Raw genomic sequence first — 4036 nt, forward strand, 5'->3', positions numbered from 1 at the left:
AAACTTCTTCAAGCAGCACGGTTCTGCTTGTCAAACGCCACGGATTCTTTCAATCGAAGCAGCCCTACGTGTCAAACGCCACGTTCTATTTCAGAAAAAATGTCAAAAGCCACACTCTGTTTCAAAGGACCTGACGTTTGCGCAGGTAGATTTTTTGGGCATGAAGAGATGTGTGGCTTTTGGCTAAAAAAGTGAAGTAGAACGTGGCTTTTGGCATCTGGCATGAAACGGAGTGTGGCGTTTGGCATCTGGTGTGAAGTAGAACGTGGCTTTTGGCCTCCAGCGTGAAATGAAACGTGGCTTCTGCCACATTACCCCGAGAGCAAAACAGGCCAGCAGCGAATCCGCTGACCTGAAACATTCATGGTCGGGTTGACTGGATTTGAACCAGCGACCTCTCGGTCCCGAACCGAGCGCTCTACCAAGCTGAGCCACAACCCGATTTGCGAAAAGGTATTTTAGCAGACTTCTACCTCGCGCGGAGCAGCGAAGCTGGTCGCATAGGACCACCATCCTCGTTTTTCCGCATCAGCGGCAATTTGCGACGCTGCCTCGTGCGTCTCGCAAGGCGCAAAAATACAACTTCCCGACCCTGTCACCAGCGCCGTTATGACGCTTTCCTGCGCCAACAGCCATTCTTTTGCCAACGTATCTTCTGGCAAAAGCCGACACGCCACCGGATCCAAGTTGTTGGCAAGCAGAGCCAGCACCTGATCCATATCTCCTGCCCGCAGCGCCACGCGCATACCCTCGAGATCACCACACACTGGCGGCTCGCGATCAAAATCCGCATAAGCCTCAACCGTGGATACGCCATCTTTGGGCTTTACCAATACCACGGGCTGCGCTGGCAAATCCGCGTAGCCCTCTTGCAGCACGTCTCCTGCACCAGCTAAATACGACGGCCGCGGATTCAAGAAAAACGGTACGTCCGCACCAATGCGACGTGCCACGGACACTACACGCGAATCATCTACCGCAACACCCCAAAGTGCGCAGAGTGCTCGCAGTGTACCACCCGCATCAGACGATGATCCACCGAGCCCTGCTCGCATAGGAATTTCTCGCCGAACATGTACGTCTACCAGCGGCTCTACACCCAGTGCTTCAGCCAGCAAGAGTACTGCTTTTCCCACATTGCTTCGTTCGGCAGACACGCCTACGCTAGGCTCCACAACCACTGACAAAGTATCCGCCCGGCGCACACATACCTCGTCATACAACGCAAGCGCCGCCATTACCGAATCTACACGGTGATAGCGACGCTCATCTAGTTCGGTGTGCACACCCAAATATAAGTTGACCTTGGCGGGCGTAAACACCCTCACGCAACTCTCACTCGCGCGCGCCAAGTCACCCATAGCTACTCTTCCTCAGGAAGCACGTACTCCAAAAGACGTTCACCTGTAGTCGGATCATACAGCTCGACTGTTCCTGTCAGCACATCAACATACTGATATGACTGACGAGCGGTACGACCACGACGCTCCTCAACTTCAATCACAAAAAGCGAAGGATGCACGTGCAGCAAGGTACCCGTGCGCTCAATAATGCGCGAACGACCCATATTGGCACGCACGCGCAAACGCTGACCTTGCAATGTAGCAAGAGCTTCCTTGATCTGATCAACTCTGTTTGCGGAAGGGACCTCGTTATCCACCATGTTCCTCCATCAACGAAGACGAATGCCTTCGCATACTTTTGGCTATTTACATGCGAACCTGTATTCTACCGCGCCTTTTACATGTTCACGAAAAAGATGGACGTAGACTATCCGCTCTCCAATACCACTGCATGAGCCGTCCGCAACAACTAGCACCACAGCCGCGCTATACTCAGCCCGACAGACTTTATACGAAAGGACAACTATGGACACACTGCACGCAGAGCGTATCGCCGCAGTCAAGCAAAACCTCGCTGCGATGAAGCTCTCCCAAGTACTCATCTGTGACCCGCTTTCCATCTGGTATCTCACGGGTTACTATACCGAGCCTTTCGAGCGCTTCTTGGCGCTCTATCTGGGTATAGACAAGCAAAACCAACAATCCGATACGCTTTTTTGCAACGCGCTCTTCCCTGATGCACGCTCATGCTTTGATCACGTTGTGACCTTCTCGGATACCGACGACCCCATCCCCTTAGTTGCCGCCGCTTGTGATTCCACCTGCCCGCTTGGTATAGACAAAATGCTCACCGCGCACTGGCTATTACCCCTCATTGATACCCAGGCAGCCACTGGTTTTCGCCTTGCATCTGAAGCGGTTGATGCTGCACGCTCCATTAAGGATACCTCCGAACAAAACCTCATGCGCGAAGCCTCTCGTGTCAACGATGAGGCGATGTCATGGTTGGCAGCACAAGTGCGCTCTGGTGTTACCGAGCGCCAAATTGCCGATGGTCTGCTTGGCGAATATCGACGTCTCGGAGCTGAAGACCACTCGTTTACGCCTATTGTGAGCTTCGGTGCAAATGCTGCAGATCCTCATCACGAGCCAGACGATACGGTTTATCAGATTGGTGATATGGTGCTTTTTGATGTGGGCTGCAAGCGCAATTGGTACTGCTCGGATATGACACGTGTCTTTTTTACCACCCAACCCAGCGAGCGCCAGTTACTGGTATACAACACTGTTCGTCGTGCAAACGAAGCTGCCGCCGCCATTGTCAAACCCGGCGTCACCTTTGCCGAAATTGATCTCACAGCGCGTAAGGTCATCGAAGAGGCCGGCTTTGGCCCCTACTTCACGCATCGTTTGGGCCATCAGATTGGCTTGCAGGATCACGAACCGGGAGACGTTTCTGCATCTCACAATGAGCCAGTCCAAATGGGTCAATGCTTCTCCATCGAGCCAGGCATTTATATTCCAGGCGAGATTGGTGTTCGCATAGAGGATTTGGTCATTGTCACTGAGGATGGTTGCGAAGTTATCAATCACTATCCGCACGACGTGCAGATTCTCTCGGTTTAGCCAAAAATCCTTTCGTAAAGAAAAACTAACGGGCTTATCAGAATTATCAATAAGCCCGTTTTTCTTGTTCTTTACGTTTACGCGTGTCTCGTTTACACCGTCTATAGTTGCGAGGCCAGATGATCCAGTGCGCGTCGCCGATGTGAAATAGCGTTTTTCTCGTCTGCGGTAAGCTCAGCCATAGTTTTGCCTGGCGTGTCATCTGGGAAGAAGAGCGGATCATAGCCAAAACCGCCGTCACCACGTTCCTCGTAACCCACCCAACCAGGGCAATCACCGTCACCAGACAAAATCTGACGGCGACCATCATCGGCATCTCTTACCAAAACAACGGTTGAGTGAAAATGAGCTCGCCTGTTTTCATCGGAAACATTTGCCAGCTCACGCAGCATCTTTGCATTGTTTGCCGCATCATCACCATGTACACCTGCCCAACGAGCTGAGTGAATGCCAGGTGCCCCACCTAGTGCGTCCACACACAAACCCGAATCATCTGCCACGGCATACTCAAGACCCGTCTCATCTAATGCGGCGCGTGCCTTGATCATTGCGTTGTCAAAAAATGTATCTCCATCCTCAATGGGATCGGGAAAATCTCCTAGGTCTCCCAGTGCCACAAAGCGCATTCCTGGCATCATGGGCGAAAGAATTGCCTCTATCTCGGTCAACTTATGCGCGTTTCCCGTCGCAACCACCACGGTTTTTGACGAAGGCAGCTCAGAAATACGAATGCGCGCCATACATGCCCTTCCAAATCTAACGGCACCATAATGCCACAAACAACAAACGACCAGCAGCATTCTGTGCTGGCGACCCAAACAAAGCCAAAGTATAATGCGTCTCCTACGACTGGTCTTCTTTTTAAGCAATAAACCGCAACGATACCGTTACATCAAATTGGGCAATGCGGATATTTGAGCCTCCACAGCACTACGCCACTCACTTCCACAGACAGTGCGATAGCATCCCTAGTCTCCGCAGACGATTCAATACCGTCGCAAGCCTTTCACAAACGGCCGCATCGTCCCCGACTCCCACAAACGGTTCAAAAGCGTCGCTCTGCTTCC

General features: G+C 52.2%; 5 protein-coding genes and 1 tRNA gene. 2 read left to right on the top strand and 4 right to left on the bottom strand.

Going from position 1 to position 4036, the window contains the following annotated elements; all coding sequences use genetic code 11:
• The coding region (locus HMPREF9069_RS09595) for a hypothetical protein (RefSeq protein WP_021626341.1) at positions 1–187 on the top strand (187 nt) is incomplete at its 5' end.
• A gap of 177 nt (positions 188–364) precedes the next feature.
• Here HMPREF9069_RS09595 and HMPREF9069_RS06210 read toward each other — a convergent pair.
• The 3 genes from HMPREF9069_RS06210 to HMPREF9069_RS06220 all read right to left on the bottom strand — a co-directional run bounded on the left by HMPREF9069_RS06210 (position 365) and on the right by HMPREF9069_RS06220 (position 1660).
• A tRNA-Pro gene (locus HMPREF9069_RS06210) sits at positions 365–441 on the bottom strand.
• A 17-nt stretch (positions 442–458) separates the two neighbouring features.
• On the bottom strand, positions 459–1361 hold the full coding sequence (locus HMPREF9069_RS06215; protein WP_021626342.1) for a 4-(cytidine 5'-diphospho)-2-C-methyl-D-erythritol kinase: 903 nt from the start codon (positions 1359–1361) through the stop codon (positions 459–461).
• A gap of 2 nt (positions 1362–1363) precedes the next feature.
• Complete coding sequence (locus HMPREF9069_RS06220; RefSeq protein WP_035438691.1) at positions 1364–1660, bottom strand: Veg family protein; 297 nt, start codon at positions 1658–1660, stop codon at positions 1364–1366.
• Positions 1661–1868: 208 nt separating this feature from the next.
• Between HMPREF9069_RS06220 and HMPREF9069_RS06225 the strand changes: the two genes are divergently transcribed.
• Entirely contained in the window at positions 1869–2969 is a 1101-nt protein-coding gene (locus tag HMPREF9069_RS06225) for a M24 family metallopeptidase (RefSeq protein WP_021626344.1), read from the top strand.
• A gap of 101 nt (positions 2970–3070) precedes the next feature.
• Here the strand turns inward: HMPREF9069_RS06225 and rdgB are convergent, their stop codons facing one another.
• Positions 3071–3709, bottom strand: coding sequence for an RdgB/HAM1 family non-canonical purine NTP pyrophosphatase (gene rdgB / locus HMPREF9069_RS06230; protein ID WP_021626345.1), 639 nt, complete (start codon positions 3707–3709; stop codon positions 3071–3073).
• Between the last annotated feature and the right edge of the window lie 327 nt (positions 3710–4036).

This window comes from Atopobium sp. oral taxon 810 str. F0209 (genome assembly GCF_000466405.1).
Lineage (GTDB): Bacteria > Actinomycetota > Coriobacteriia > Coriobacteriales > Atopobiaceae > Olegusella.

Bases quoted from the DNA above. Each gene is read 5' to 3' on its own strand.
- HMPREF9069_RS06215 (WP_021626342.1), bottom strand. From the start codon at position 1,361: ATGGGTGACTTGGCGCGCGCGAGTGAGAGTTGCGTGAGGGTGTTTACG.
- rdgB (WP_021626345.1), bottom strand. From the start codon at position 3,709: ATGGCGCGCATTCGTATTTCTGAGCTGCCTTCGTCAAAAACCGTGGTG.
- HMPREF9069_RS06225 (WP_021626344.1), top strand. From the start codon at position 1,869: ATGGACACACTGCACGCAGAGCGTATCGCCGCAGTCAAGCAAAACCTC.